Here is a 24,056-nt window from a genome sequence, read left to right as displayed (position 1 = left end):
CGGGCCGCCCGGCTGGGCAGGCGCTGCGCTCAACTGCTCACTCATGATCGGGTGCCCGGCTCCTGCGCTTTTGCGCGTTCGTGCTGCCTCGTTCCACTGCGCCATCTCCTGCTCTGATATTCAAACTGACGACGAACAAAGCCCCCGGATGACCAGGGGCTTCGCGTCCATCGTACGCCTTGCGGTTCTGTCGTACTATCGGCCGGATTTCAGTTCCGTCCACAAGCGCGTCTGCAGACGCTGGATTTCCGGCGGCAACGGCTTGAGCAGGAACAGCGTCTTGATCACGTCCTGCGGCGGATACACCGCCGGATCCTCGGCCACATCCTTCGACACATACTTGCGTGCTTCCTTGTTCGCGCTCGGGTAATACACCTCGTTCGTGATTCCAGCATGAACCTGCGGCGTCTCGATGTAGTTGATCCATTCGAGCGCGGCTTCCTTGTTCTTCGCGTCCTTCGGGATCGCCATCACGTCGAACCAGACCGGCGCGCCGCCTTTCGGGATGTAGTACTCGATCCTGAACGCCTTCTTCGCGTCCACCGCCCGGTGCTTGGCAATCACGACGTCGCCCGACCAGCCGTAGGTAAAGCAGACATCGCCGCCGACCAGGTCGTTGATGTAACCCGACGAATTGAACTGCGTGATGTACGGGCGGATCTTCTTGAGCATCGCGAGCGCGGCGCGATAGTCGGCGGGGTTCGTGCTCATCGGATCCTTGCCGATGTAATGCAGGGCCGCTGCGAACATCTGATCGGGCGCGTCGAGCACCGACACGCCGCACGCCTTCAGTTTCGAGATGTTCTCCGGCTTGAAGAGAATGTCCCAATTGTCGAGCGGAACGTTCTTGCCAAGGATTTGCTGGACCTTGGTCACGTTGTAGCCAAGACCGGTCGTGCCGTAGGCCCACGGCACCGTGTACTGGTTGCCCGGATCGGCGCCCGCGACCAGCGCCATCAGGTCAGGATCGAGATATTTGAGATTCGGAAGTTTGGATTTATCGAGCGGAGAAAAAATGCCTGCGGCGATCTGCTTGCCCGCGTAGTTGCTGGTCGGGACCACGATGTCGTAGCCCGAATTGCCGGTGAGCAATTTGGCTTGCAGTGTGTCGTCGCTGTCGTAATTGTCGTATTTGACCTTCACGCCCGACTGTTTTTCGAAGTTAGGAATGGTGTCCTTGGCAATATAGTCGGACCAGTTGTAGACATTGAGCTGCGTGTCTTTCGCCGATGCCGCCATGGGCGCCGCCATTGCCACTGCGCCGGCTGCAGCCAGGGTGGCGATCGCGCGCGCGGCAGCGCCTGTGCGCTTCGGTGAGCGTTTCGGTGCGCGCTTGAACGACTGGTCCGCCATTTTCATTGCCATATCAGTTTCTCCGTCCTTTCGACTTGCCGACCATTGACCGCCCTCGTCCCGATGAGCTTCTTTCCAGTGCCCGACCAAGACTCTGCAAAAAAACGAAAACTATCATCAAAACGCGTCGCACCAAAAAACAATTGGGCGGGGTTGTAGCGCAAAGTTCACATGCGATCAATTCACCGCCAGCAAGGACTGGCGCGGGATGCCGCGTTGTGGCTGGCGTCTGCTTCGGGACGCTTAATGGACAGGATTTTGGACAGGATTCGAGGTGCTCAGATACATCCCGGCGGGCAAAGACCACAATGCCGCCATTGAATCTAAAAGCGTATTCGCTTGCGTAATGTCATTATTGGGGAATTATTGCGTTTGTTAACGAATTGAAGGCCTTTTGTTCATGCTTGTCGATGTCATTGGCCGATGGCGACGGAACAGTCGTTGCTGATAGACGCGTTCCAGGCCATTCATGAATGCGATTGCCGGACCCGCCATTTTTCCACCCGCTCTGCACCTTTCCGGTATCGGCAAACAGGCCTCAGAACTGCATGAACACGAATTCGTCCGCTATCGACCAGACTGGCTCCGCCACCACCGCTGAACCCGATCATCGCGGCGACCCGCCCGACGGCTCGCCTCGCGTGCGCGGACGCTGGTTCTCGTTTGTCGGCGCGGGCGCGCTGGTCGCAGTCGGCTACATGGACCCGGGCAACTGGGCCACCGCGCTCGGCAGCGGCGCCAAGTACGGCTATCAATTGCTGAGCGTCGTGCTGGCGGCAAGCCTCATGGGATTGCTACTGCAATGGGTGGCATCGAAAGTCGGCGTAGTGACCGGACGCGATCTCGCCCAGTTGTGCCGCGCGCGCTATAGCCGCCGCACCACGATTTTTCTCTGGATCACTTGCGAGATCGCGATCATTGCGTGCGACGTGGCGGAGGTCGTCGGCAGCGCCGTTGCGTTGCAACTGCTGCTCGGCGTGTCGCTCTCGGTCGGCGTGCTAATGTCCGCAGTCGGCACCTTCGCCATGTTGGCGCTGCAAAGTCGCGGACAACGTCCTTTGCAGATCGTCATCACCACGCTGATATTTTTTGTCGGCTTTTGCTTTGTCGTTGAACTCGCACTTGCCAATCCTTCATGGCGAGGCGCGCTGGCAGGCCTCGCGCCGCCTGCTGCGCTATTGCGCGACGCCGGCATGATCTGGCTCGCGGCGGGCATCCTCGGCGCCACCGTCATGCCGCACAATCTTTATCTGCACTCGTCGCTGGTGAAGGACCACGCAAAAAGCGGCGATGACGAATCCATCTCTGACGCCATGAAAGGCGTGAACATCGACACGTTTGCATCGTTAAGCCTGGCTTTCACGGTGAACGCGTCGCTCCTGATCGTGGCCGCGGCCGTGTTCCACGCGAGCGGCCATTACGACGTAAGCGATCTCGCCGATGCACACCGTCTGATCGCCCCGCTCGTCGGAAGCAAGTGGGCGAGCGTCATCTTCGCGGCGGCGCTGCTCGCCTGCGGACTGAACGCGACGGTCACCGGCACGCTGGCCGGGCAGGCGGTCATGGAAGGTTTCCTGCAATTGAAGATTGCGCGCTGGGCGCGTGCGCTCCTGACCCGCACGCTTGCCATCGGGCCGGCGCTGCTTGCTGTCGGCGCATTCGGCGAACATGGTTCGAACCAGTTGCTGGTCGCGAGCCAGGTGGTGTTGAGCCTGCAACTGCCGCTCGCCGTGATTCCCCTTGTCCGATTTGCCTCCGATGCCGGCCTCATGGGCCGCTGGCGCGTCAAGCGCATTCCGCTCGCGCTGGCGTGGATGTGCGCCGGGATTATCGTGGTGCTGAACGTGGCCTTGTTGTGGCAACTGGTGACGGATGTTTGAGCCGGCTCGCTGACTTATTCATGGCGCTTCAATCTGCCAAAGCCGCTGTTTAGCTCGAACCGCTATAACGCGTCCGACAGTCCGATTCAATTCGACCGCGCACTGATTGCCGGCTGACGGGACCGCTTCTTGCTTTCCCTGCCCCTTTCGCACCGCATTCCGAGATAGACGCTCATCGCGTTTACAATTCTGCGTTTCACGAATTCATTGGCATCTTGAGATGCCGCGAGCAATCGTGGATCAGCGAATCTGGCGGTTGCGATCCGCGCTCGATCAGAGGCAAGGTAAATCATTTCATTGTTTTGCCGCATCGCCCTGCCCGACGCTCATCAACGCACAACAAGGACAATCGTTTCATGGCCCGTGGCTCATTGCATTTCATCAACCGCTCGCCCTGGCGCGACATGCTCCGCGCTTCCCGTTTCACCCCGCTCGCAGCAGTGCTGGGCCTGGCTCTTTGCTGGACGACTGCACATGCAACGGTCTCTGTGCTGCAACCCGTACGCGAAGCCGCGGCCCAGCAACCGCTCGAACTCACGCTGCTTTACAGCGATGACGACCGGAAACCGCTCAGCGTGGATGTCCCGAAAAACCTGACCGTCACGTTGACGAACGGCGATCTACCGCCCAAACCGCTCACGCTCGAACGCGAAGCGAACGTGCCCGACAAGCTCACGCTGCGCCCCGGCCAATACAGAAAGGTCCGATACTCGGCGCCGTGGCCCGAGTCCGCGCGCGGCACGGTGAAAGTCGATCCGGTCGGTTTCGATTCATCGCCCATGTTGATCGTGCTAAACCGGGGCGAAAAGCAGGCTCAGGTCGTCGCCGCAGAAACCGCCGAGACGCAGGCTAAAACGCCGCAGCAACTTGCAACGGCCGAGACTGCGGCCAACACGTCGGCCGTGCCTACGCCTACGACCGATCGCATGCTGAGCGGCCGTTTGTCGACGTTCGAGCCCATGTATTTCGCCGATGGCCAGAACGGCGACAACCTCGCCAAGTTCCAGTTCAGCTTCAAGTACCGGCTGATGCTGCCCGACGATCCCCGCTCGCGCAGTTTTCTAGACAACCTGTATCTCGCGTACACGCAGACGTCGATATGGGATTTGTCCGCCGAGTCGGCGCCTTTTCGCGACACGAGCTATCAGCCGCAGCTTTTCTACTATTTGCAGGACACGGGCTGGAAGAGCTCGCTCTGGTCGCGCATGGGCGTGACAGCGGGTATTGGCCATGAATCGAACGGCAAGAGCGGCGCCGATTCCCGCGCGATCAACATTGCCTTCGTGCGTCCGACCTGGGATTTCGGCGATATCGATTCGAACCACCTGACCATATCGCCGAAGATTTACTACTACATCACGAAGAGCGGCAACGAGGATATCCAGGACTATCGCGGATACGTAGACCTGTTGGTCAAGTACGGCAGCCCGGATAGCTGGCAGCTCGCGGCAACGTTGCGCAAGGGAACGAAGGCAAAATACGGCAGCGTCGACGCCCAGTTCACCTACCCGCTCGCCAAGCTTATCAACAGCGCCTGGGGCGGTTATTTGTGGGTGGGCTATTTCAACGGATACGGCGAAGATATTCTCGACTACAACCAGCGGCAACACTGGATCGCGCGGATCGGATACAGCATTGCAAGGTAAAATCGGGGTTACTTTCTGCGCGGGTACTGCATTGGGATTAAATGCAGCGTCCGCTTTACAGGCGTCTTATGGCATCGAATCTTCACGATTTACCCGACAGCCCGTGCATTGGCGTGTGCTCCACACTCTTTGACGACGTCTGCAAAGGTTGCGGCCGTACGGCTTCCGAAGTGTCCAACTGGGTATTCCTCAGCGACGACGAAAAGCGCGCCATCTGGGAGCGCATCAACCGCGAAGGCACGGCAATGCGCTTTACGCGCGATAAGGTCTGAAACGGGATTTCGGCACCGCTCGCGCATGCCCCTCATGCAGACACGGCGGGACGGATATCCGCCACGAGCAGATCAAGCAGTTCGCGCACGCTGCGAATTGCCGAACCGAACGGCAATATCTCGCGCCCGCGAAAGAACAGACCGGTCTCCCGGTCGCCGCGCAAGGCGGCGCTCAGACGTGCATCAATACAGAAGTGCCCGAACTTCTCGATGCCGTCACGCCAGCCGCACGCTGTCAGACAGTTCAAACCCGTTTCGCATAGTTGCTGTTTCGTGCCGATTTTTTCGCGGATCTTTGTTTCTTGCCGCATGTACCGCACAAGCCAGGGCGTCTTCACGGCGCGCGCCGGCAAACCGGTCACGCTCACAAACTCGGCGATATCGTCAGGCTTTGCATCGGCGAGAATGCGCTTGAATTCAAGATGCGCGTCGCCTTCTTCGGTCACGGCGAACGCCGTACCAAGCTGCACGCCGGAGGCGCCGAGCGTGAGCCAGTGGCGAACCGCGGCGTGACTGTTGATGCCCCCTGCCACGATCAGCGGAATCTGCGTGCGGCTCAGGCCGAGCGAATCGAAGGTCTGCATGGTTTCCTCGATCACGCGCGCAAATTCGAAACGCTCGCTTGGGATATCCGCGACGCTTGCCACGCCAAGATGACCGCCTGCGTGCGCCGGATGCTCGATCACGATGGCGTCCGGCAAGCGCTTCTTTTTCATCCACTTCTTGAGCACCAGCGCAATGCCGCGGCTATCCGAGAGAATAGGAATCAACGCGATATCGACGCCTTCGGTCATGTCCGGCAGATCGAGCGGCAAGCCCGCACCCATGACAATGGCGTCAGCGCCGCTTTCGCACGCCGTACGCACCGCCTCCGCATAGGAAGCGACCGCGCGCATTACGTTCACGGCGACCATGCCGCGGCCTTCGCTGAGTGCCTTGGCCGCGATGATTTCCCGGGCAAGCGCGGTCTGGTTCGCTGCTTCGAGCGTCGCCTGAACCGGATTTTGCCTGCACAGTTCCATCAGGTCGGGATGGTGGTGGCGCAAGTCGATGCTCGAAATCGTACCCATGGCGCCCTCCCTCGCAACCGTACCGGCCAGCCGATGCGCGGAAACGCCAACGCCCATGCCTCCCTGGACAACAGGAAGCAACGTGCGGCCGCGGATGGTCAGAGGGGAAAGAGGCGTCATTGGGGGTCAACTCCTGGGTCAAAGTTTTTAGCTTGCAGGAGGTTTGACAAACCCACGTTGAGATTTATCAATCAAGTTCGACTGTAGCGTGTTTCGTTTAGGTCAACGTGTTTGTGGTTTGTTTTGTTGCGAGTTCAGGCCATGTCCAACGGCTTGGCTGTTCCGCGACTCAAAATGCAAAAAGGGCCCGCTTATTTACGAAGCGGGCCCTTTGCTGCTCGGCAATTCGACTGCGAGTTATTGAATACCCTGGCTCGCCAGTAACTCTTCATACGTGCCGCCGAAGTCACGAATGGTGCCGTCGTTCTTGACCTCGATCACCCGGTTCGCCAGTCCGTTCACGAATTCGCGGTCATGCGACACGAAGATCAACGTGCCTTCGTACTTCTCCAGTGCAATCTGCAGGGATTCGATCGACTCCATGTCCATGTGGTTGGTCGGCTCGTCCATCAGCAACACGTTCGGGCGGCCGAGCATCAGCTTGCCCCAGATCATGCGGCCTTTTTCACCGCCCGAAAGCACCTTCACGGACTTCTTGATATCGTCCGCGTTGAAAAGCAAGCGGCCGAGCGTGCCGCGCACCATCTGGTCGTCGTCGCCGTCCTGACGATACTGATCGACCCAGTCGGTCAGCGTCTCGTCTTTCGGAAACTCTTCGTACGTGTCCTGCGGCATGTAGCCGACCAGCGCATTTTCCGCCCACTTGACCGTGCCGCCATCCAGTTCGATAGCACCCTTCAGCGCGCGCAGCAGCGTGGTCTTGCCAGCACCGTTCTCGCCGATGATCGCAATCCGTTCGCCGGGCTGCACGCTCAGGTTGAAGTGACTGAAGATGGTCCGGTCGTATTTCTTCGTGATGCCGTCGGCCACGACCGCGATGTTATGCAGTTTCTTCTCGAAGTCGAAGCGAATGAACGGATTCTGGCGCGACGAAGGCTTGAACTCCTCGATCTTGATCTTCTCGATCTGCTTCGCGCGGCTGGTCGCCTGGCGCGCCTTTGACTTGTTGGCTGAAAAGCGGCGCACGAAGTCCTGCAAATCGGCCACGCGATCTTTCGCCTTCTGGTTCGCGCTTGCCTGACGCTCGCGCGCCTGCGCCGACGCCAGCATATAGTCGTCGTAATTTCCCGGATAAACCTTGAGCGTGCCGTAATCCATGTCCGCCATATGCGTGCAGACCTGATTCAGGAAGTGCCGGTCGTGGGAAATGATCACCATGGTCGAGTTGTACTGGTTCAGCACGTCTTCGAGCCAGCGGATGGATGTAATGTCCAGGTTGTTGGTCGGTTCGTCGAGCAGCAGCACGTCCGGCTTCGAGAACAGGGCCTGCGCAAGCAGCACCCGCAGCTTCCAGCCCGGGGCAACGTTGCTCATTGGCCCCATATGGTCTTCGATGGCAATGCCTATGCCCAGCAAGAGTTCGCCCGCGCGCGCTTCGGCCGTATAGCCGTCGTATTCCGCGAACTTTGCCTCCAGTTCCGCGGCGTGCATGTAGTCGTCGTCTGTCGCGTCTGGGTTCGCGTAAATGGCGTCGCGTTCGGACATGGCGTTCCACATTTCGGTGTGGCCCATCATCACGACGTCGATCACGCGCATGTCTTCATACGCGAACTGGTCCTGGCGCAATTTGCCCAGGCGCACGTTCGGCTCGAGCATCACGTTGCCGGAGCTTGGTTCCAGGTCGCCACCCAGGATCTTCATGAAGGTGGATTTGCCGCAGCCGTTCGCCCCGATCAGTCCGTAGCGATTTCCTTCCCCGAACTTGACCGAAATGTTCTCGAAGAGGGGCTTCGGCCCGAATTGCATGGTGATATTGGCAGTAGACAGCACAGCGCGTCCTTTTGAATGGTGTACGGCGAAAAACCTGCAATTTTAGCAGTTTTTGCGACGATTTGCGGCATTGCAGCGGAACTGGCCGGGCTACAGCCAGTGAGAGACGCGTCGGCCGCCCGCTGCCGCCTGCCTGAAGCTAGACGCGCTCGGCGATGTACGCCTTCACCACACCCGGATCAGCACTGACAATATCGAATTTCTGTGGCAATTCTTCCATGCCAATAAACGCCGCCGGGCGTTCCGGTTCGCGCTGCAAGGCTTCGCGGATAGTCTCGCCAAATTTGATGGGCTGTGCAGTTTCCAGCACGATCATTGGAACACCGGGTATCAGGTGTTCGCGCGCCACTTTCAGCCCGTCGGCCGTGTGCGTGTCGATCATGGTCCCGTGGCGGTTGAACGCGTCGCGGATTGTTTCCACGCGATCCGCGTGGCTGCTGCGGCCCGACACAAAACCGAACTGCTTGACGCGTGCAAAGTCGCCGCTTGCAGCAAGATCGAAACCGCCTTTCTCCTCGACGTCGCGGAAAAGCTGCAGGACGCGCGACGGGTCGCGTCCGAGCAGATCGAACACAAAACGCTCGAAGTTCGACGCCTTCGAGATATCCATGCTCGGGCTGGTCGTGTGATACGTCTCGGCCGCCGTGCGCACGCGATAAACGCCCGTGCGGAAGAATTCGTCGAGCACATCGTTTTCGTTCGTGGCGACGACCAGTTGCTCGATCGGCAAGCCCATCATGCGGGCAATATGGCCGGCGCAGACATTACCGAAATTGCCGGACGGCACCGTAAACGACACGCGTTCCGCGTTCGACTGGGTTGCGGCGAAGTAACCCTTGAAGTAATAGACCACTTGCGCCACGACGCGCGCCCAGTTGATCGAGTTGACCGTGCCGATCTTGTTGTTGGCCTTGAACGCGTGATCGTTCGATACAGCTTTGACGATGTCCTGGCAGTTATCGAAGTTGCCAACCACCGCCAGATTGAAAATGTTCGGATCCTGCAGCGAAAACATCTGCGCCGTCTGGAATGCGCTCATTTTCTGATGCGGCGAAAGCATGAACACGCGCACGCCCTGCTTGCCGCGCATCGCGTATTCGGCCGCGCTGCCCGTGTCGCCCGAAGTCGCGCCCAAAATGTTGAGCGTCTCGCCGTGCTTGGCCAGCGTGTACTCGAACAGATTGCCGAGCAACTGCATGGCCATGTCCTTGAACGCGAGCGTCGGTCCGTTCGACAACTCCAGCAGCGACACTGTCGTGCCGTTCTCGACGCCAAGCGTCTTGATGGGTGTGATCTGCGACGCGCTCTCGTGGTCGCGCACATTGCTGTACGTGCTCGCCGTGTAGGTGCGGCGCGTGAGCGAACGCAAATCCTCGTCGGGAATATCGTCGCTGAACTTGCGCAGGATTTCATAGGCAAGATCGGCATAAGGCAGCGAGCGCCAGGTATCGAGTTCCTGCGCCGTGACGCAGGGATACTCGGCGGGCAAATACAGGCCGCCGTCCTTGGCAAGACCGCCGAGCAGGATGTCGGAGAAAGTATGACGCTCGCCGATACCGGCGCCGCGCGTGGAGATGTAGTTCATTTCAAGACCCTATTTCAACCCTTCCATGCGCAGTTTCGTCACCTTCGAAACCACCGTGGAGAGCGCTTCGATCTGCGTGATCGCTGCGTTGATTTCCTTTTCTACCGTCTCATGCGTGATCAGGATGATGTCGGTCTCGCCCTTGTCTTCACCATCGACATGCTCGGATTCCTTCTGCAGCAACGCGTCGATGGAAATGGCCTTGTCGGCGAGAATCCGCGTGATGTTGGCAAGCACGCCCGTCACGTCCGCCACGCGCAAACGCAGGTAGTAGCTGCTCGTCACTTCCTCGATGGGCAGGATCGGCGTGTTGGCGAGGCTGTCATGCTGGAACGCCAGATGCGGCACGCGATGCTCGGGGTCAGCCGTATGCAGGCGCGTCACGTCCACGAGATCCGCGACCACCGCCGACGCCGTTGGCTCGGCGCCTGCGCCCTTGCCGTAATAAAGCGTGGTGCCCACGGCGTCGCCATGGACGACCACCGCGTTCATTGCGCCTTCCACGTTCGCCAGCAAGCGCTTTTCCGGAATCAGCGTTGGATGCGTACGCAATTCGATGCCTTTCTCCGTGCGGCGCGCAATGCCCAGCAACTTGATCCGGTAGCCCAGATTCTCGGCGTAGCGGATATCGATTGCGTCGAGCTTGCTGATGCCTTCCACATACGCGCGGTCGAATTGCACCGGGACGCCGAACGCAATCGCGCTCATGAGCGTGACCTTGTGCGCGGCGTCCACGCCTTCAATGTCGAAGGTCGGGTCCGCTTCCGCGTAACCCAGATCCTGCGCCGCTTTCAGCGCGGTCGCAAAGTCGAGCCCACGGTCGCGCATCTCCGAGAGAATGTAGTTTGTCGTACCGTTGATGATTCCCGCGATGTACTCGATCCGGTTGGCTGTCAGCCCTTCGCGCAGCGCCTTGATGATCGGAATGCCGCCCGCGACCGCAGCCTCGAACGCCACCATCACGCCCTTCTTGCTGGCCGCCTCGAAAATTTCGCTGCCGTGCACGGCGAGCAGCGCCTTGTTCGCCGTCACGATGTGCTTGCCGTTGGCAATCGCGCGCAGCACCAGATCGCGCGCCACGCCCGTGCCGCCAATCATTTCAGCCACGATGTCAATGGAAGGATCGTCCACGACCGCATTGAAATCCGTCGTGATCCCGATGCCTTCGGCGCCCTTCACCTTGGACGGCGTGCGCACGGCAATACGCGAAATTTCAATACCGCGTCCAGCGCGCCGTTTGATTTCTTCCTGATTCCGGCGCAGCACCGTGAAGGTGCCGCTGCCGACCGTGCCGAAGCCCAAGAGGCCAACTTTGATCGGTTCCATTGCAGCGTAAGTCTTTTAAGAGAGGTTTAGACGGAGTGACGCTTTCGATACCCATCGAGAAAGCGCGCGATACGGTTGATCGAGTCAGCCAGATCGTCCACGTTCGGCAGAAACACCACGCGAAAGTGATCGGGCGCCGGCCAGTTGAAGCCTGTGCCCTGCACGAGCAGCGTACGTTCTTCAAGCAGCAAATCCGTGATGAACTGCTGGTCGTCGACGATCGGATACATCTTCGGGTCGAGCTTCGGAAACATGTACAACGCTGCTTGCGGCTTGACGCAGCTTACGCCGGGAATGGCCGTCAACATGTCATAGGCGAGTTCGCGCTGCTTGAACAGGCGCCCGCCCGGCACGATCAGGTCGTTGATGCTTTGATAGCCGCCCAGCGCCGTCTGGATGGCGTACTGCCCGGGCACGTTCGCGCACAGGCGCATGGACGCGAGAATCCCGAGCCCTTCCATATAGTCGTGGGCTATGCGGCGGTTTTCCCCCGTCAGGCCGGAGATGAACATCCAGCCAGCACGATATCCGCAAGCCCGGTAACTCTTGGAAAGGCTGTTGAACGTGACCGTCAGCACGTCCTCGGACAACGCTGCAACCGCCGTGTGCTTGCGGCCGTCATAGACAATCTTGTCGTAGACCTCGTCGGCGAAAATGATCAGGCCGTGCTTGCGCGCGATCTCGATCATTTCAGTCAGCAACGCGTCCGAGTAGAGCGCGCCAGTCGGATTGTTGGGGTTGATGATGACAAGCGCCTTCGTGTTCGGCGTGATCTTCGAGCGCAGGTCGTCGAGATCGGGCATCCAGTCGGCGGATTCATCGCAGAGATAGTGCACGGGCGTTCCTGACGACAAGCTTACCGCCGCCGTCCACAGCGGATAGTCGGGCGCGGGCAGCAGCACTTCGTCGCCATCATTGAGCAAGCCCTGCATGGCCATGACTATCAGCTCGGACGCTCCGTTGCCAATGTAGATATCGTCCAGTTCCACGCCCAGCACGCCTTTTTGCTGGGTGTAATGCATGATCGCCTTGCGCGCGGCGAACACGCCCTTCGAGTCCGAATAGCCCGACGACGTGGGCAGATTGCGGATCATGTCCTGGATGATCTCGTCCGGTGCGTCGAAACCGAACGACGCCAGATTGCCGATGTTGAGCTTGATGATCCGGTGGCCTTCGTCCTCGAGACGCTTCGCGTGTTCGAGCACGGGCCCGCGAATGTCATAACAGACGTTCTGCAATTTATTTGACTTGAGAATCGGTTTCACGGCGGGAAGGCTCACTCAGTTACTTGAAATCAGGCTTTTTTGGTTGATACGGTTACTGCGACGGTCGTTTGCCACGACCGGCATTTGCGGCCTGCGCTGCAAGGCGTTTCGCCAAGGCCGCGTTTGCGGTCAAGCAAGCGATTCAGTCACCAATGCGACAAGGATCTCGGACCGGGATGTACGTCCTGGCAATGGGTTCCGGGCAAAACCCCGATACTCCAAAAGCAGCGCAGAACAGGCAGTCTAGCGAAAATGCGCCGGATAAAGGCGGGTTTGGGCTCAAACGTGTGAGTTTTGGCCATCAGGCCAAGGCAAAACGCCCTTTTTTGCGTGTCGGCAGGCAGCTTGTGGCGGCACGCTAATCACTGCACCGTGCGGGCTTGCAACCCGTCGACGGCCGAAAAGTTATAATTTAGCGGATTAAGCGTGACTTTCGCAATGCGCGAGCCGTGCTCATGGGCGGATTATTCCGCAACGTGCCTGCGCGCAGTCACTTCTTGCCATCAACCCGCCTGTCGGACTATCGATTTGAAATTACATCAGGAAGCCAGCGGCGCACTCAATACCATCACGAGTTACGGCGCCGATTACGTCGCGATCAATCTGGAACGTCACGAAGGCAGCATCATCGTCATGCCGGAAACACCCGTGATCCAGTGGCCCGTCACATCGTTCGAGACGCTTGCACCCGAAAATTTCGATGCACTGCTCGAACTTGCGCCTGAAGTCGTTGTTTTCGGCAGCGGCTCGCGCTTGCGCTTTCCTCATCCGCGGCTCACGGCCAGGCTCACGCAGCTGCGCATTGGCGTCGAGACCATGGACTTCGGCGCGGCGTGCCGCACTTACAACATTCTCATGTCCGAAGGCCGTCGCGTCGCCGCCGCGCTGTTGCTCGAAGCGTAATCCTCGTCGCTGAGCCGGCTCGAAATACCGTCAGTCATGGTCCAAACGCCGCGCAGGCACGGGACCGACGCGCCAATGCGATAAACTGCCGCCCGGCGGCGGCTCTGCGACGGCCATCTTCAGCGTTCTCCGATCCGAAAATGCGTCGCGACCTGCTCACGTACCAGTCCGTTTGGCTGACTTGTGCGCATTGCCGAAGCAGCGGAACCTGCATGTGTTCATCGATCAGGCGCGTGCAGCGTTTTTGAAGTCTGGCTAAGCCGCGCTTAAGTCTCGATATGCCACCCTCGAGCCCCCTTTTTGAATTTGCTTTTCGCCGCGCAAGCGGCATTGGACAGGTCGACTCTCATGAACGATACGCCTTACCGGCTACCGCTCACCCGCCTCTCGCTGTTGTTGCTGATCGCAGCGCTTGCTGTGATCTGGTTCGCGCCGCTCGGCCTGCGTCACCTCGTTCCCAGCGACGAAGGCCGTTATGCGGAAATGGCCCGCGAAATGTTCGTGACCGGCGACTGGATCACGCCGCGCTACAACGGCTACAAATATTTCGAAAAACCACCACTGCAAACCTGGGCGAACGCGCTGACATTCGCATGGTTCGGCATCGGCGAATGGCAGGCGCGGCTCTATACAGCGCTGACAGGTTTTGCCGGCGTGCTGCTGATCGGCTATACCGGAGCGCGGGTATTCAACGGCGTGACGGGATTCTGCGCGGCTGTGGTACTCGCCACGTCGCCCTATTGGAACCTGATGGCCCATTTCGATACGCTCGACATGGGTTTGTCCTTCTGGATGGAGCTCACGCTTTGCAGCTTGCTGCTCGCGCAACGCCCGAATCTACCGCTCAAACAGGTCCGGCTCTGGATGTGGCTTTGCTGGGCCGGCATGGCGCTCGCGCTGTTGTCGAAGGGATTGATCGGGTTGATCCTGCCGGGCGCGGTGCTCGTGCTGTACACGCTGATTGCGCGCGACTGGGCCCTCTGGCGGCGGCTCTATATTGGCAGCGGGCTGATCCTGTTCGCGGTCATTTCCGTGCCCTGGTTTGCGCTCGTACAGATGAAAAATCCCGAGTTCCTGAACTTCTTTTTCATAGTGCAGCAGTTCCAGCGTTATCTCACGCCCGAACAGAATCGGCCGGGCGCTTTTTACTACTTCGTGCCCGTGCTGATTGTCGGATTTCTTCCATGGCTGTCCGTCGTATTTCAGAGCACCCGCCACGCGGTGAAAGTGCCGCGCCAGCCGAACGGCTTCGCACCGGTCACGCTGCTGCTCGTCTGGACCGCGTTCATTTTCCTGTTTTTCAGCGCGTCACATTCAAAACTTCTTTCTTACACGCTGCCAATTGCTCCATCCATCGCGCTGTTGATCGCGATTTATTTGCCCTTGCTGACGCGGATGCAATGGAGCCGGCACCTGATTGGCTACGCCGTATTTCTGGTCGCGGCGGCGTTTGGCGCGATCTTTTTGGGAAGAATGGGCGGTGGTCACACGCCCAATTATCTTTACCGTGAATTTCAGGTCTGGGTGTACGCGGCGATCGCAGTGGCCTTCGTGGTCACACTCGCGGCTATCTGGTTTAACCGGCGCAGCTCCATTGGCGGCGTTGTTTTGCTGGGTACGGCGTGGTTGCTGCTGGGTACGATCGCGGGAACCGGACACGATGTCTTCGGCCGGGAGAGTTCTGGCGTAAAAATGGTGCCGGCAGTCAAGGCCGCCATGGCGAGCCTTCCCGCCGATACGCCGTTTTACTCGATTGCGAAGCTCGACCACACCATGCCGTTCTATCTCGGCCACACCATGATCATGGTCCAGGAACCCGACGAATTGCAGTTCGGCGTGACTACGGAGCCGCAAAAGTGGCTGCCGACCATCGACGCATGGATTCAGCGCTGGAACGCCGACCGGTATGCTCTCGCCCTGATGCCGCCGGGCCAATATGACGACTTACGTGCCAAAAATGTGCCAATGCAGGTCATTGCGCGGGATGATCGAAGGGTGATTGTGGAAAAGCCACAGCCTTGAAACAATGGCGCGTCGTTTGCGCCCATGGCCCTCATGAAGCAATGTTGCGCTGCAATGCGCCAATAAAAACGACTTTTACGGTCCGCGATGAACCCGATATCCTTCATTTGCATCATCACAGGCGTCATGTTGAACGCCGGCGCACAGTTACTGCTCAAAGCTGGAGTGAACGCGGTCGGCCACTTCGAGTTCACGCCCTCGAACATTGTGCCGATCGGGTTAAAGATCGCAACGCAATGGCCGATCATCGGTGGCCTTGCGTGCTACGTGTTCAGCGTCGTGGTGTGGATCGTAGGATTGTCGCGAGTCGACGTGTCCGTGGCGTATCCCATGCTTTCGTTGGGCTACGTGGTGAACGCATTCGCGGCGTGGTATCTGTTTGGCGAAATCCTGTCAGTGCAGAGACTGGTCGGTATCGGCATCATCCTGGTTGGCGTGGTGGTCCTGACCCGCAGCTAGCATCTGTTCGGTTTTTGTCCGAAGCACGCTCTTTCACTTCTTACGCAGAGACTCCATGACCCAGAACGTGACCCCCAAAACGCTTCCTTTCCTGCCGTTCGTGCGCGCCGAGATTGATGAAGAGACGATCCAGGGCGTCGCCGACGTGCTGCGTTCAGGCTGGATCACGACCGGACCGCAAAACACGCAGTTCGAGGCCGAGTTGTCCGCTTATTGCGGCGGCCGCCCGGTTCGCACGTTCAATTCCGGCACGGCGACCATGGAAATCGGCCTGCGCATAGCGGGTGTGGGCGAAGGCGATGAAGTCATCACTACGCCCATGACGTGGGTATCGACCAGCAATGTCATCATTGAAACGGGCGCGACGCCGGTTTTCGCGGACATCGATCCGATGACCCGCAACATCGATCTGGATCTGCTGGAAAAGGCCATCACGCCGCGCACCAAGGCCATCCTGCCGGTGTACCTCTCCGGGTTGCCGGTCGATATGGACCGGCTCTACGGCATTGCACGCGACCACAAACTGCGCGTGATCGAAGACGCCGCGCAGGCCGTCGGGTCATCGTGGCGCGGCAAGAAAATCGGCTCTTTTGGCGACATGGTCTCGTTCAGTTTCCACGCCAACAAGAACGTGACGTCCATAGAAGGCGGCGCGCTCGTCCTGAACAACGAGGAAGAAGCGGTGCTGGCGCAAAAGTACCGGTTGCAAGGCATTACGCGCACCGGCTTCGACGGCATGGACTGCGACCTGCTTGGCGGCAAATACAATCTCACCGACGTCGCCGCTCGCGTCGGCCTCGGGCAGTTGAAACACATCGAACGTTTTACGGAAAAGCGCCGCGAACTTGCGCGCGCATATTTCGAGAGTTTTGCCAACGGCTCGGCCGTGCGCGCGGGCGTTCAACTGCCCGTGCAGAATTTCACCGACAGCAACTGGCACATGTTCCAGATTGCGCTTCCGCTCGAACGCCTGTCGCTCACTCGTCCGGAGTTCATGGGGAAGATGAAGGAGCGCGGCATTGGCACGGGCGTGCATTACCCGGCGCTTCATTTGTTCACGCTTTATCGCGCGCGCGGGTTTCACGAAGGCATGTTCCCGCAGGCCGAAAAGTACGGCGCATCGACAGTCACGCTGCCGCTGTTCACGCAGATGACCCACGACGACGTAACCCGTGTTGTAGAGGCGGTCGATGAAATTTGCGCCGCGCACGCCATATAAGTTTGAAAGCCGTATCGCGGTTGCGGCGGCGGGCTCAGCACCCATTGATTACGGATATCCAGCGGAACCATCGCCAATATGAGTCAAACCGATTTTCTGCCGACCGGACCCGAGTTGACGGTCGTGGTCCCGGTATATAACGAAGAAGACGGCCTCGCCGCGCTCTTCTCGCGCCTGTATCCCGCGCTCGATGCGCTCGGCGCAACGTACGAGGTCATCTTCATCAACGACGGCAGCCGGGACAAGTCCGCGGCGCTGCTTGCGCAGCAATTCCGCTCGCGCCCCGACACCACGCGCGTGATCCTGCTGAACGGCAATTACGGCCAGCACATGGCCATCCTCGCCGGTTTCGAACAGTCGCGCGGCGAGAGCGTGATCACGCTCGACGCCGATCTGCAAAATCCGCCCGAGGAAATCGGCAAGCTGCTTGCCAAGATGCGGGAAGGTTACGACTACGTCGGCACGATCCGGCAGCAGCGCCAGGACAGCTTCTGGCGCAAGAAGGCCTCGCGGCTGATGAACCGCTTACGCGAACGCATCACGCGGATTCGCATGACCGACCAAGGCTGCATGCTGCGTGGTTATAGCCGCCACATTATCGATACGATCAATCGTTGCGGCGAAATCAACACGTTCATCCCCGCGCTCGCCTACACGTTTGCACAGAATCCAATTGAAATCGATGTCGCGCACGAAGAGCGGTTCGCCGGCGAATCGAAATATTCGTTGTACAGCCTGATCCGTCTGAACTTCGATCTCGTCACCGGCTTTTCGGTCGTGCCGCTGCAATGGTTGTCGTTTATCGGCGTGATTCTTTCGGTGGGATCCGCGGGGTTGTTCCTGCTGCTGCTCGTGCGGCGCTTCATGTTCGGCGCGGAAGTGGAAGGTGTGTTCACGCTGTTCGCCATTACGTTCTTCATGCTTGGCGTGATCATCTTCGCGCTGGGGCTGCTCGGCGAGTACATAGGCAGGATTTATCAGCAAGTCCGCGCACGGCCCCGGTATCTGGTGCAAACCATCCTGGAAGAACGCGAAGGCCAGCTTTCGCGCAGCAAGCCGCGTCAGGAAGCGGTGGCCGCGATCACCCGCGAAGTCGATCCGTCATGAGGGTTTCGCCATGAAGCCGCGCGCAGTCGTATTCGCGTATCACAATGTTGGCGTGCGCTGTCTGCAAGTGTTGCTCGCGCGCGGCGTGGACGTCGCGCTGGTCGTCACGCACGAAGACAATCCACAAGAGAACATCTGGTTCGGCAGCGTCAAATCGGTGGCGGAAGATCATGGAATCGACGTCATTACGCCCGCCGATCCCACCTCGCCGGAACTGCACGACGCGATCAGCAAGCTGGCGCCGGACTTCGTCTTCTCGTTCTACTACCGGCACATGCTGCCGGTCGGCCTGCTCGCGCTCGCCACGCGCGGCGCATACAACATGCATGGCTCGCTGCTGCCGAAATATCGCGGGCGCGTGCCGACCAACTGGGCCGTGCTGAACGGTGAAACGGAAACTGGCGCGACGCTGCATGAAATGGCGGCAAAGCCCGATGCCGGCGCTATTCTCGCCCAGACGCCCGTCCCCATCCTCCCCGACGACACCGCGGCGCAAGTCTTCGACAAAACCACCGTCGCGGCCGAACAAACGCTCTGGCGCGTGTTGCCGGCGCTGATTGCGGGCGAAGCGCCGCATCTGCCGAACGACCTCAGCCGAGGCAGCTACTTTGGCGGACGCAAGCCGGAGGACGGCCGCATAGACTGGTCAAAGACTGCGCAGCAGGTCTACAACCTCATTCGCGCGGTCGCACCGCCATATCCGGGCGCTTTTACGGACATTGGATCATTGCGGTTCATTGTCGCGCGCGCCCGGCTTGTTCCTGATAACGGCAGCCCCGGCGTTGCCGCCGAGACCTTGCGCGCGCTCGGGGATTTGCCCCCCGGCCTGCACGTGAAGGATAATGCGCTGTTTGGCGTATGCGGCGATGGCCGCGTCGTCGCCATCCGTGAATTACGGCAACCATTCGTGGACGATAGCGAAACCCGCCAAGCCCGCCAGATTCCGGCCGGCGGCGAACGCGTCGTCAGTCCCGCCGAATTCGGCCGACTCACTCAATCATTTCCCCATTCATGAAAAAAGTCCTGATCCTGGGTGTCAACGGCTTCATTGGACACCACCTTTCCAAGCGCATTCTCGAAACGACCGACTGGGAAGTCTTCGGCATGGACATGCAGCGCGACCGCCTGGGCGAGCTCGCCAATCACGAGCGCATGCATTTCTTCGAAGGCGACATCACGATCAACAAGGAATGGGTCGAATACCACATCAAGAAGTGCGATGTGATTCTCCCGCTGGTCGCTATCGCCACGCCGGCAACCTACGTGAAACAGCCGCTGCGCGTGTTCGAACTCGACTTCGAAGCCAACCTGCCCATCGTGCGTTCGGCCGTGAAGTACGGCAAACATCTCGTGTTTCCGTCGACTTCCGAGGTGTACGGCATGTGCACGGACGAGCAGTTCGACCCCGAAGAATCGCAACTGAGCTACGGCCCGATCAACAAGCCGCGCTGGATCTACGCGTGCTCGAAACAGCTGATGGACCGCGTGATCTGGGGCTACGGCATGGAAGGCCTGAACTTCACGCTGTTCCGTCCGTTCAACTGGATCGGCCCGGGACTCGATTCCATCTACACGCCGAAGGAAGGCAGCTCGCGCGTGGTCACGCAGTTCCTCGGCCATATCGTGCGCGGCGAAAACATCAGTCTCGTGGATGGCGGCGCGCAAAAGCGTGCGTTCACGGACATCGACGACGGCATTGGCGCGTTGATGAAGATCATCGAGAACAAGAACGGCGTGGCGACGGGCAAGATCTACAACATCGGCAATCCGAGCAACAACTTCTCGGTGCGCGAACTCGCGAACAAGATGCTGAAGCTCGCCAACGAGATCAGCGAGTACGCAGAAAGCGCGAAGACCGTGCAACTGGTCGAGACCTCGTCGGGCGCTTACTACGGCGCGGGTTATCAGGACGTCCAGAACCGCGTGCCAAAGATCGACAACACCATTGAAGAGCTCGACTGGAAGCCGGTTGCGACCATGGACGATGCGCTGCGCAAGATTTTCGAAGCGTATCGCGGCGATGTGGCCACGGCCCGGCGTCTTGTCGAAGACCAGAGCTAAGGGCGGCGCGTGGCTCGCATCGTTCTGAAAATCGACGTCGATACATTGCGCGGCACGCGCGAAGGCGTGCCGAATCTCGCGCGCCTGCTCGACAAATATCGCGCCCGCGCGACCTTCCTGTTCAGTCTCGGGCCCGACCATACCGGCTGGGCCCTGCGCCGCGTGTTTCGCCCGGGATTTCTCAAGAAGGTTTCGCGGACGTCGGTCGTCGAGCACTACGGCGTGAAGACGCTCATGTATGGCGTGCTGCTGCCGGGGCCGGATATTGGCCGTCGCGCCGTCGCGGAAATGCGCGCGATCCATGAAGCAGGTTTCGAGTGCGGCATCCATACGTGGGATCACGTCTATTGGCAGGACAACGTCCGTGCCGGCAACCGCGAATGGACGGCCGCGCAGATGCAGCGCAGCCACGCGCGTTTTGTCGAAATTTTCGGCGCAGCGCCCTTGACTCATGGCGCGGCGGGCTGGCAAATGAACGGCTACTCGTTCGAACAGATCGATGCCTGGGGCATGAAATACGCGTCCGACGGCCGTGGCCACACGCCGTACATTCCGGTCCTCGACGGACGTGTCCTGAACCACGTGCAAATGCCGACGACGCTGCCCACGCTTGACGAAGTGCTGGGCGTGGACGGAGTCGATGTCGGCAACGTTGCCGCGCATCTGCTGGGACTGACGTCGAAACAGAATCGCGATCAGGTGTTCACGCTGCACGCCGAACTCGAGGGACAAAAGCTCGCCCCGGTTTTCGAGCAGATGCTCGCCGGCTGGAGCGCGCAAGGTCACACTTTCTGCACGATGGGTGACTACTATGCGACGCTGGACCGCGCGGCGCTGCCCACGTACCCTGTCGCGTGGGGAGAGATTCCCGGCCGCGCGGGCGAGTTGATCCTGCAGCCGGATTGATCCTCGGAGCGGGTTCGGTTCACGCGGGTCCAACGCCAAACGCGCTGCCGAGAACCCATCGTTTATCTGCACCACCTCCGCAACACCGTCTCAACGTGTCCGGCCGCCAGAAACTGGCGCTCGAACGCGCGTCATCGATAAAAAAGAGGAGAAACTCCGTGCCGATCGCAGTCGATCAACCCGTTCCCGATTTCACAGCCCCCGCAACCGGCGGCGACTTTTCGTTGTCCAGCCTGCGAGGCAAGAAGGTCGTGCTGTTTTTCTACCCGAAGGACAACACGCCGGGCTGCACGACCGAAAGCCTGCAGTTCCGCGATCTTTACGAACGGTTCAAAGCGGCGGGCGCCGAAGTCATCGGCATTTCGCGCGACAGCGTGAAGTCGCACGACAACTTCAAGGCGAAGCTGGAACTGCCGTACACGCTCGTATCCGATTCCGACGAAGCCATCTGCTCGCTGTTCGGCGTCATCAAAATGAAGAAAATGTATGGCAAGGAAGTCCGCGGAATCGAGCGTTCGACCTTCCTTCTGGACGGCAAAGGCGTGCTTCGCCGGGAGTTCCGTGGCGTAAAGGTGCCGGGTCACGTCGAGCAGATTGTGGAAGCTGTACAAGCGCTTTGAGGCACGTTATATTGATTCGCAATGAGCGCATGCCCCTCCCTCCATTTCTCTTTACGTAGCGCCCGGTGTATCGCGGGTTTGCCCGCGACCGGCACCGGTCTACGCTACACGCAACCCCCGGGCTTTCCGGGCGAAGCGAAGGACGAAAGGAGTAAGGAAGCAGGCGCTGCCGAGCCGCTGGTCCCATCGTCCGGGACGGCGGCTTTTTTGTTTGCGGACGCTCCCTCCTCCGCTGCGCACGCGCCCTCGGCGCGCCGCGCCGTCCGCGCGTTTGACTCCCCGTTTGATCTTCAGGACGCAACTTCCAAGGAGCCGATCGAAATCTAGGCGAACCGGCGTTTTCGAAACCGAAGCGCGTCACCGGGCGCAAACTGCAAGTAGTCCGGCCTTGATTGCCAGGGCCAATCCAGCAGGATGCGACAGGCGACGCACGACATACGATCCGATCCTTTCGAGGGAAACCATGCCTTTGCCTACCGCACCCGTCAAGCTCGGCAACCTCCTGCCGTCTGAAGAATACAAGGCCAAAGCCCGGCCTGCCCGGCCATCGAAGAAACAGGCGAGCGAGGGCGACCTGGCAACCGCCGAGTCCGATACCGAATTCGCCGCACCCGTAGGCGCTTCGCGCCCCGCTGCGGCAAACACTGCGAACACGTTGCGCGCGATCGCCAGCGAAACGCTCGCGAATGCCGCAAAAGGGTCGGCCGTGGAAGCCTCCGATACCGCGCCCGCCGCGCGTACGCGCCGTGCCAGACAAACCGCGGCCTTGCTGCAGCCCGCAACTGCGCCAGCCGAACAGGTCGAGACGAATCAGCCTGCCGTCGCCCGCGCGCCGGTCGAGGTGCGCACCCGCTCCGAAGCCCCTGCCGCGCCGGCCTCCGCCGCCGCCCAACCGCGCGGCCAGCAAAAGCGCCGCCAGCGCGGCCAGCCGGAGAACGAGATTGGCAAGCTGTTCGTGCTCGACACAAACGTGCTGATGCACGATCCGTCATCGCTGTTCCGGTTCGAGGAACACGACGTCTATCTGCCCATGATGACGCTCGAAGAACTCGATAACCACAAGAAAGGCATGTCGGAAGTGGCACGCAATGCGCGTCAGGTCAGCCGCACGCTGGATGCGCTGGTCGCTCACGTCGGCGAAATGTCGGCGGGATTGCCGCTGTCCGCGCTGGGTAATCGCGATGCAACCGGCCGTCTGTACTTCCAGACCACGCTGACCGATATCGAACCGGTCGAGGGCCTGCCGGTCGGCAAGGCCGATAACCAGATTCTCGGCGTGGTCCGCGCGCTGCAAAAAGAGCGGACGGATCGCCAGGTCGTGCTGGTGTCGAAAGACATCAACATGCGCATCAAGGCCCACGCGCTCGGCCTGCCGGCGGAAGACTATTTCAACGATCAGGTTCTCGAAGACAAGGACCTGCTGTATTCCGGCGTGCGCGCGCTGCCTTCGGATTTCTGGACGAAACACGCGAAGGGCATGGAAAGCTGGCAGGACACGAAGACGGGCACGACGTATTACCGCGTCACCGGTCCGCAATGCGCGTCCATGCTGGTCAATGAGTTCGTGTACTTCGAGCCGCAGAACGGCGAGCCGTCGTTTTACGGAATCGTGCGTGAACTCAACGGCAAGACGGCGCTGCTGCAAACGCTGCGTGATTACAGCCATCACAAGAACAATGTGTGGGGCATTACATCGCGCAATCGGGAGCAGAATTTTGCGTTGAACCTGCTGATGAACCCGGATGTGGATTTCGTCACGCTGCTGGGTCAGGCCGGAACGGGCAAGACCTTGATGGCATTGGCTGCAGGCCTTGCGCAAGTCCTTGACGACAAGCGTTACAACGAGATTATCGTGACGCGCGCGACGGTCCCGGTCGGCGAAGATATCGGCTTTTTGCCGGGTACCGAAGAGGAAAAAATGCAGCCATGGATGGGCGCATTCGACGACAACCTCGAAGTCCTGCAAAAGACGGACGACGCCGCCGGCGAATGGGGCCGGGCCGCCACGCAGGAACTGATCCGCTCGCGCCTGAAGGTGAAGAGCATGAATTTCATGCGCGGACGGACGTTCGTGGACAAGTACGTGATCATCGATGAAGCGCAGAACCTGACGCCGAAACAGATGAAAACGCTCGTCACGCGCGCGGGTCCCGGCACGAAAATCGTGTGCCTGGGCAATATTGCGCAGATCGATACGCCTTATCTGACCGAAGGCAGTTCGGGCCTGACCTACGTGGTTGATCGCTTCAAGGGCTGGACGCATAGCGGGCACGTGACCCTGGCGCGCGGCGAACGGTCCCGTCTGGCGGATTACGCTTCCGATATTCTTTGAGTCAGCAACGCGTTTTGAAAGCCCGGCAAGCATCGCTTGCCGGGCTTTTTTTGTGGTTTTTTATCATCGCTCAGACGATA

General features: G+C 59.8%; 19 protein-coding genes. 13 read left to right on the top strand and 6 right to left on the bottom strand.

The annotated features are described in order from the left end of the window. Window positions 1–195: 195 nt before the first annotated feature. Entirely contained in the window at window positions 196–1,251 is a 1,056-nt protein-coding gene (locus tag AWB64_RS20050) for a polyamine ABC transporter substrate-binding protein (protein ID WP_060857251.1), read from the bottom strand. Between the two features lie 650 nt (window positions 1,252–1,901). Between AWB64_RS20050 and AWB64_RS20045 the strand changes: the two genes are divergently transcribed. The 3 genes from AWB64_RS20045 to AWB64_RS20035 all read left to right on the top strand — a co-directional run bounded on the left by AWB64_RS20045 (window position 1,902) and on the right by AWB64_RS20035 (window position 5,151). Continuing rightward, complete coding sequence (locus tag AWB64_RS20045) at window positions 1,902–3,233, top strand: Nramp family divalent metal transporter (RefSeq protein WP_060857173.1); 1,332 nt, start codon at window positions 1,902–1,904, stop codon at window positions 3,231–3,233. A gap of 356 nt (window positions 3,234–3,589) precedes the next feature. Next, complete coding sequence (locus AWB64_RS20040) at window positions 3,590–4,879, top strand: phospholipase A (RefSeq protein ID WP_099050574.1); 1,290 nt, start codon at window positions 3,590–3,592, stop codon at window positions 4,877–4,879. A gap of 68 nt (window positions 4,880–4,947) precedes the next feature. Then, window positions 4,948–5,151, top strand: coding sequence for a DUF1289 domain-containing protein (locus AWB64_RS20035; RefSeq protein WP_060857172.1), 204 nt, complete (start codon window positions 4,948–4,950; stop codon window positions 5,149–5,151). Window positions 5,152–5,183: 32 nt separating this feature from the next. Here the strand turns inward: AWB64_RS20035 and AWB64_RS20030 are convergent, their stop codons facing one another. The 5 genes from AWB64_RS20030 to AWB64_RS20010 all read right to left on the bottom strand — a co-directional run bounded on the left by AWB64_RS20030 (window position 5,184) and on the right by AWB64_RS20010 (window position 12,347). Continuing rightward, window positions 5,184–6,341, bottom strand: a complete 1,158-nt coding sequence (locus AWB64_RS20030) for an NAD(P)H-dependent flavin oxidoreductase (protein WP_060857171.1) — start codon at window positions 6,339–6,341, stop codon at window positions 5,184–5,186. Between the two features lie 237 nt (window positions 6,342–6,578). Further along, a complete protein-coding gene (locus AWB64_RS20025; protein WP_060857170.1) occupies window positions 6,579–8,171 on the bottom strand; it encodes an ABC-F family ATPase in 1,593 nt (530 codons plus the stop codon). A gap of 139 nt (window positions 8,172–8,310) precedes the next feature. Further along, complete coding sequence (gene thrC / locus AWB64_RS20020) at window positions 8,311–9,756, bottom strand: threonine synthase (protein ID WP_060857169.1); 1,446 nt, start codon at window positions 9,754–9,756, stop codon at window positions 8,311–8,313. A gap of 9 nt (window positions 9,757–9,765) precedes the next feature. Beyond that, window positions 9,766–11,082: a homoserine dehydrogenase gene (locus tag AWB64_RS20015; protein ID WP_060857168.1), complete on the bottom strand. Its 1,317-nt coding sequence runs from the start codon at window positions 11,080–11,082 to the stop codon at window positions 9,766–9,768. A gap of 26 nt (window positions 11,083–11,108) precedes the next feature. Beyond that, the gene (locus AWB64_RS20010) at window positions 11,109–12,347 is read right to left on the bottom strand and encodes a pyridoxal phosphate-dependent aminotransferase (protein ID WP_167353932.1); all 1,239 of its coding nucleotides are present in this window, start codon (window positions 12,345–12,347) and stop codon (window positions 11,109–11,111) included. 528 nt (window positions 12,348–12,875) lie between these two features. Between AWB64_RS20010 and AWB64_RS20005 the strand changes: the two genes are divergently transcribed. The 10 genes from AWB64_RS20005 to AWB64_RS19955 all read left to right on the top strand — a co-directional run bounded on the left by AWB64_RS20005 (window position 12,876) and on the right by AWB64_RS19955 (window position 23,976). After that, window positions 12,876–13,250 (top strand): Mth938-like domain-containing protein, encoded by a 375-nt coding sequence (locus tag AWB64_RS20005; RefSeq protein ID WP_060857166.1) that lies wholly within the window; start codon window positions 12,876–12,878, stop codon window positions 13,248–13,250. Window positions 13,251–13,598: 348 nt separating this feature from the next. Next, on the top strand, window positions 13,599–15,272 hold the full coding sequence (locus tag AWB64_RS20000; RefSeq protein ID WP_060857249.1) for a glycosyltransferase family 39 protein: 1,674 nt from the start codon (window positions 13,599–13,601) through the stop codon (window positions 15,270–15,272). 87 nt (window positions 15,273–15,359) lie between these two features. Next, entirely contained in the window at window positions 15,360–15,731 is a 372-nt protein-coding gene (locus AWB64_RS19995) for an SMR family transporter (RefSeq protein ID WP_060857165.1), read from the top strand. A gap of 55 nt (window positions 15,732–15,786) precedes the next feature. Then, window positions 15,787–16,950 (top strand): DegT/DnrJ/EryC1/StrS family aminotransferase, encoded by a 1,164-nt coding sequence (locus tag AWB64_RS19990; protein ID WP_374728635.1) that lies wholly within the window; start codon window positions 15,787–15,789, stop codon window positions 16,948–16,950. Window positions 16,951–17,028: 78 nt separating this feature from the next. Further along, entirely contained in the window at window positions 17,029–18,057 is a 1,029-nt protein-coding gene (locus AWB64_RS19985; RefSeq protein ID WP_060857164.1) for a glycosyltransferase, read from the top strand. Window positions 18,058–18,067: 10 nt separating this feature from the next. Then, window positions 18,068–19,072, top strand: a complete 1,005-nt coding sequence (locus AWB64_RS19980) for a formyltransferase (RefSeq protein ID WP_060857163.1) — start codon at window positions 18,068–18,070, stop codon at window positions 19,070–19,072. Further along, entirely contained in the window at window positions 19,069–20,118 is a 1,050-nt protein-coding gene (locus tag AWB64_RS19975; protein ID WP_060857162.1) for a bifunctional UDP-4-keto-pentose/UDP-xylose synthase, read from the top strand. Before AWB64_RS19980 ends, AWB64_RS19975 begins: the two co-directional genes overlap by 4 nt. A gap of 9 nt (window positions 20,119–20,127) precedes the next feature. Next, a complete protein-coding gene (locus tag AWB64_RS19970) occupies window positions 20,128–21,024 on the top strand; it encodes a polysaccharide deacetylase family protein (protein ID WP_060857161.1) in 897 nt (298 codons plus the stop codon). Window positions 21,025–21,182: 158 nt separating this feature from the next. Continuing rightward, the gene (locus AWB64_RS19965) at window positions 21,183–21,644 is read left to right on the top strand and encodes a peroxiredoxin (RefSeq protein ID WP_060857160.1); all 462 of its coding nucleotides are present in this window, start codon (window positions 21,183–21,185) and stop codon (window positions 21,642–21,644) included. Between the two features lie 463 nt (window positions 21,645–22,107). Next, complete coding sequence (locus AWB64_RS19955; protein ID WP_060857158.1) at window positions 22,108–23,976, top strand: PhoH family protein; 1,869 nt, start codon at window positions 22,108–22,110, stop codon at window positions 23,974–23,976. Window positions 23,977–24,056 lie beyond the last annotated feature (80 nt).

The sequence above is a fragment of the Caballeronia sordidicola genome, from assembly GCF_001544455.2.
GTDB classification, from domain to species: domain Bacteria; phylum Pseudomonadota; class Gammaproteobacteria; order Burkholderiales; family Burkholderiaceae; genus Caballeronia; species Caballeronia sordidicola.
Note: the sequence above shows the minus strand (reverse complement) of the source record. Positions and strands in the feature narration are given on the sequence as shown.